Origin of the sequence: Stenotrophomonas terrae (assembly GCF_039674165.1) — a bacterium.
Lineage (GTDB): Bacteria > Pseudomonadota > Gammaproteobacteria > Xanthomonadales > Xanthomonadaceae > Stenotrophomonas > Stenotrophomonas terrae_A.
The window spans coordinates 1-4,759 of the sequence record NZ_JBDJMY010000084.1; the positions used below are offsets into that span (position 1 = coordinate 1).

The 4,759-nt window shown below is 64.1% G+C and carries 4 protein-coding genes; 1 reads left to right on the forward strand and 3 read right to left on the reverse strand.

Translation table 11 applies throughout. The features are described 5' to 3' along the window. Positions 1–175: 175 nt before the first annotated feature. Complete coding sequence (locus tag ABE493_RS19235; protein WP_346500978.1) at positions 176–1,300, reverse strand: anhydro-N-acetylmuramic acid kinase; 1,125 nt, start codon at positions 1,298–1,300, stop codon at positions 176–178. Positions 1,301–1,373: 73 nt separating this feature from the next. Continuing rightward, positions 1,374–2,831 (reverse strand): peptidoglycan DD-metalloendopeptidase family protein, encoded by a 1,458-nt coding sequence (locus ABE493_RS19240; RefSeq protein ID WP_346500980.1) that lies wholly within the window; start codon positions 2,829–2,831, stop codon positions 1,374–1,376. 167 nt (positions 2,832–2,998) lie between these two features. On the opposite strand from ABE493_RS19240, the gene tyrS reads away from it, so the two are divergent. Further along, the gene (tyrS, locus tag ABE493_RS19245) at positions 2,999–4,213 is read left to right on the forward strand and encodes a tyrosine--tRNA ligase (protein ID WP_346500982.1); all 1,215 of its coding nucleotides are present in this window, start codon (positions 2,999–3,001) and stop codon (positions 4,211–4,213) included. Positions 4,214–4,449: 236 nt separating this feature from the next. Here tyrS and ABE493_RS19250 read toward each other — a convergent pair. Beyond that, positions 4,450–4,759 (reverse strand): hypothetical protein (locus ABE493_RS19250; protein WP_346500984.1); only part of this gene is annotated, 310 nt, incomplete at its 5' end.

The following is a 4,759-nucleotide window of genomic DNA, read 5'->3' on the forward strand; positions in this document are numbered from 1 at the left end:
GCAGGGGCGTTCCCGGTAAAGCCTCTGCCGAGCATGGCTCGGCACTACGCAGGGGCGTTCCCGGTAAAGCTTCTGCCGAGCATGGCTTGGCACTACGTTGGGGCGTTCCCGGTAGAGCCCCTGCCGAGCATGGCTCGGCACTACCGCCTACCGCCTACCCCCTATCGCTTCACCCTCAAGCCAGATGAATCGCCCCAAGAATCCGCGGCCCGCGCGCGCCGCTGACACTGGGTAGATTGCCCGGGCGTCCCGCCAGCGTCTCCTGCGCCAGCCACGCAAAGCCCATTGCTTCCATGTAATCCGGGTCCAGCCCATGCGCGGCGCTGGAGCCAATCAGCACACCCGGCAAGCGCGCCTGCAGCCGCAGCAACAGCTGCGGATTGCGCACACCGCCGCCGCAGACCAGCACCCGCCGTGCCCCCGGCAGCTGCGCCAGCAAGGCGTCGGCCACGGTAGCGGCGGTCAGCTCCAGCAAGGTGGCCTGCACATCGGCCGGCGACAACGCCGCCGCACCCAGCTGCGCTTCCACCCACTGCAGATGGAACTGCTCGCGGCCGGTGCTCTTCGGCGGTGGCAAGGCAAACCAAGGCTCGGCCAGCAACCGAGCCAACAATGCTTCATCCACACGGCCACTGGCCGCAAACGTGCCATCGGCATCAAACACGTGGCCAAGATGCCGTTGGCACCAGCCATCGAGCAGCGCATTGGCCGGGCCGGTATCAAAGCCGCGGATGCTGCCATCGCGGGCAATCAGGCTCAGGTTGGCGATGCCGCCGAGATTGAGCACCGCGCGGTCTTCATCGGCGCTGCCCAGCATCGCCAGATGGAAGGCCGGCATCAGCGGTGCACCATGACCGCCGGCAGCCACATCGCGGCGGCGGAAATCGGCCACGGTGGTGATGCCGGTGAGCTCGGCAATGCGGTTGGCATCACCAATCTGCCAGGTAAAGGCAGGCGTGCTCAGCGGCCGGTGGCGGATGGTCTGCCCATGCGAGCCGATCGCCTGCACCTGCGAACGCTGCACGCCTGCCTCTTCCAGTAACTGGTTTGCGGCAGCGGCGAAGGCAATGCCGACGCTGGCATCCAGTTGCCCCAGTGCGTCCATCGACGCGGGCTCGGCGCCTTGGCCCAACGCGATCAAGGCCTCGCGGGTAGCCGCATCCCAGGCATGGGTATAGCCATGCACGAAGTGGCATCCGCCGCTCTGCGGAAACTGCACCAGCGCCGCATCGATGCCGTCGGCACTGGTGCCGGACATCAGGCCGAGGAACAGAGGCAGCTGCGGATCAACAGAGGTCATGGCGGTGGCCAAAAAGAAACGGGCAGGGAAGCTTCAAGCTCCCTGCCCGTATCGTCAACGGTGTTGCGCAGGCTCAGCCGCGCTTGCCGCCAGCTGCCGGCGTAGCGGCGGCGGTCTGCGTTGCCGCCGGCCGCTTGCTGTCGCCGGCATCGGCGTAGATCAGCTCTTCCATGCCCTGGATACGCGCCATTGCCGGCGCGGTCTGCGCACGGAAGGCGGCCAGATCTGCGCCCTGCAGCGGTTGCGGCGGCGGCATCGTCACCGACAGCGGATTGCGGTGCACGCCGTTGACGCGGAATTCGTAATGCAGGTGCGGGCCGGTCGACATGCCGGTTGAGCCCACATAGCCGATCACCTGGCCCTGAGTCACGCGCTGGCCGGCACGGTAGGGGCCAAGCCGCGACATATGCCCGTACAGCGTGGTGTGGCCGCTGCCGTGGTCGAGAATCACCACATTGCCGTAGCCGCGCTGGGTGCCGGCGAACTGCACGCGGGCATCACCGGCAGCCATGATCGGAGTACCGGTGCGCGCGGCGTAATCCACACCCTTGTGGGTGCGCATCGTGCCCAGGATGGGGTGGCGGCGGGTGCCGTAGTTCGAGCTCAGGCGGGCGAACTGGATCGGCGAGCGGATGAAGCTCTTTTTAAGTGAACGGCCATTGAGGTCGAAGTATTCCGACTTGCCGGCGCGGTCAAAACGGAAGCCGGTATAGGTCTTGCCGCCGGTCTGGAAGGTCGCCGCCAGGATCTTGCTGGTGTCGATGCGCTCGCCTTCGCGCCAGGTCTCGTCCATCACCACGCTGAAGCGGTCGCCCGGCTGCAGGTCCTTGGAGAAATCGATGTCGTACTTGAAGATTTCATCGGTCATCGTGGCGATGGCCGACGGCGACAGACCGGCCTTGCGCGCAGCGTTGTACAGCGAACTGGTGATTTCACCGCTGGCCACCACGGTACGGGTGCTGGTTGCACGCTCGCTGACCTTTTCGCTGATCCGGTCGCCCTGCAGGCTCAGTTCCACCCGGTGATTGCCATCGCGGTCGAAGCGGATCGTACGCAGCGCGCCGTTGACCGGCAGGTCGAAGGCGATTTCCGCGCCGGGGCGCAGTTTGGTCAGCACCTCGCGGGTACCGGGGTGGTCAAGCACCTTCTGCATCGTGGTGGCAGGCACGCCGGCGGCTTCGAACAGGTCGCTCAGGGTCTGGCCGCGTTCCACCCGCTGGATCTGCCAGCTGTCGCCCGGCGTTTCCCCACGTCGCGCCAGGGACAGCGGCGGCAGGGGCAGGGCAAGCGTGGAGTGGGACGACGGCAGATTGCTGTCGATGGCGTTGGAAAAGCCCGGAACAATCGTCGCCGCCAGCGCACCAATGGTGACGAACAGGCTGGCGTGGATCCAATGCCGCCGATTCCAGCGTTCGTTGAACGCGGCGGGCAGATGTTCCTTCAACTTCCGATGCAGGGCGTTGTCGTGCAGGACGTGGAGTCTTTCCTGGAAGCGCTGTTTGCGCGCGGAGCCATGATCGGATTGGGACATCGGTCGGTTCTCTGGTCGACCCGGATCGCGGGCCCAAACGCAGGTAACATAGACACCTATCAATTCCGCGTCAAACCATTGAGCCGCATGGCTTTTCGATCGGTTAACGTGGTTAACTTGTACTTAACACCATTCATGTTTTTGACTGCGAAGTCGGGAGTTTTAGCGTGTCCTCGATTGATGAAGCCCTTGCCCTGATCGGTCGTGGGGCCGACGAAATCCTCAAAGTGGAAGAACTGCGCCAGCGCCTGGAAAGCGGCCGCCCACTGCGTGTGAAGGCCGGCTTTGACCCCACCGCGCCGGACCTGCACCTTGGCCACACCGTATTGCTGAACAAGCTGCGGCAGTTCCAGGACCTCGGCCATCAGGTCATTTTCCTGATCGGCGACTTCACCGGCATGATCGGCGACCCGTCCGGCAAGAGCCTGACCCGCAAGCCGCTCAGCAAGGAAGACGTGCTGGCCAATGCCCGCACCTATGAGGAGCAGGTCTTCAAGGTGCTGGACCGGGAAAAGACCGAAGTCCGCTTCAACTCGGAGTGGTTCGGCAAGATGAGTGCAGCCGACATGATCCGCCTGGCTGGCCAGCACACCGTCGCCCGCATGCTCGAGCGCGACGATTTCGCCAAGCGCTATGCCGCCCAGCAGTCCATCGCCATCCATGAGTTCCTCTACCCGCTGGTGCAGGGCTACGACTCGGTGGCGCTGGAAGCGGACGTCGAGCTCGGCGGTACCGACCAGAAGTTCAACCTGCTGATGGGCCGCGGCCTGCAGGAGCACCACGGCCAGAAAGCACAGATCGTGCTGACCATGCCGCTGCTGGAAGGCCTGGACGGCGTCAACAAGATGTCCAAGTCGCTGAACAACTACATCGGCATCAGCGAACCGGCCATCGACATGGTCACCAAGACCATGAAGGTGGACGACACCTTGATGTGGCGTTGGATCGACCTGCTCAGCTTCGATATCTCCATCGACGAGGCCAAGCAGCTGCGCGCCGACGTCGAGGCGGGCAAGATCAACCCGCGTGAGATCAAGCTGCGCCTGGCGCGTGAGCTGACCACCCGTTTCCACGATGCCGCCGCTGCCGAACAGGCCATTGCAGGCTGGAACGCTGCAGTGACCGGGCAGGGCGACATCACCCAGCTGCCGTTGCAGGAAGTGTTGATTCCGGCCGAAGGCCTGCGTATCGGCGCGCTGCTCACCGCGGCCGGCCTGACCCCCAGCAATTCCGAAGCCTCGCGCAAGCTCAAGGAGCGCGCGGTGAAGGTGGATGGCGAAGTCGTCGAAGACGCCCAGACCGTATTGCAGCCCGGTTTCGAAGGCTTGCTGCAGGTTGGCAAGCGCACCTTCGCCCGCGTCCTGCTGGTAGCAAGCGCCTAAGGCTCAAAGCCCCCGATGACCAAAGCCCCTCTCCCGCGTGCGGGAGAGGGGTTGGGGTGAGGGCAGGGCGAAGCCTGGTTGCTTCATCGCCCCGCAAACCCCGATCAGCTCATCTGGATGTGCAGGCGAGCAAGGCAGCTTCCACTGGCAGCGACAAAAGCCCCTCTCCCACCGGGAGAGGGGTTGGGGAGAGGGTAAGGCGAAGCCCATCTGCGTCATCGCCCCCCAAACCCCGCTCAACCCATCTGCATGCGCATTGCGGCGTACACATATAAGTACAAGCAAAGCAGCAAAGGCCTCTCCAGCGGCCCGGTGAACGAAAGTTGGAAAAAACCTTCCACACCCCCTTCACAAAGCCTGCAAAGAAGCACATACTTCACCTCCCCCGACGCAGGGGCCTCGCAAGAGGCGCAAGCGGAAGGAAAGTTTGAAGTCACCGCCCCGAAATGAGGTGTTGACGAAGCAGAAAAGCCACCATATAATGGGCGGCTCGCTACGACGGAAACGTCGCAGCCTACGAAGAAGGCGCTGAGGCCTGATTCGAAG